The sequence below is a fragment of the Pseudomonas sp. HY13-MNA-CIBAN-0226 genome, assembly GCF_040310305.1.
GTDB lineage: Bacteria > Pseudomonadota > Gammaproteobacteria > Pseudomonadales > Pseudomonadaceae > Aquipseudomonas > Aquipseudomonas gregormendelii.
Genome location: NZ_JBEOPS010000262.1, coordinates 1 through 272, shown reverse-complemented (window position 1 = coordinate 272; position 272 = coordinate 1). Strand labels below are relative to the sequence as shown.

The following is a 272-nucleotide window of genomic DNA, read 5'->3' as shown; positions in this document are numbered from 1 at the left end:
CGGTCGCACCGCTTCACCAAACAACGCCTTCTGCACCGCCTGCTGCGCCTGATACGCCAACGCCGCACGTTCCTGCCCAGCGCAGGCAATCGGCTTGAGCACATGAATCTCTACATCGCCGCGGTCATTGGAAAACAAGCGCATCAGGTGCGAGAGCAAATCATCATCGCCAATAAAGGGCGCCAGCGGGTCGACTTGGCCTTCGCGCAGATACCGAATCGCCACTGGCTGCAGTGACAAATCCGCATCGATCGCGCTGGCCAGCAAGCGCC

1 pseudogene is annotated in these 272 nt (G+C 60.7%); it reads right to left on the bottom strand.

The features are described from left to right. Positions 1-272: pseudogene (locus AAEZ05_RS28685) on the bottom strand (1-acyl-sn-glycerol-3-phosphate acyltransferase); the annotation flags it as partial.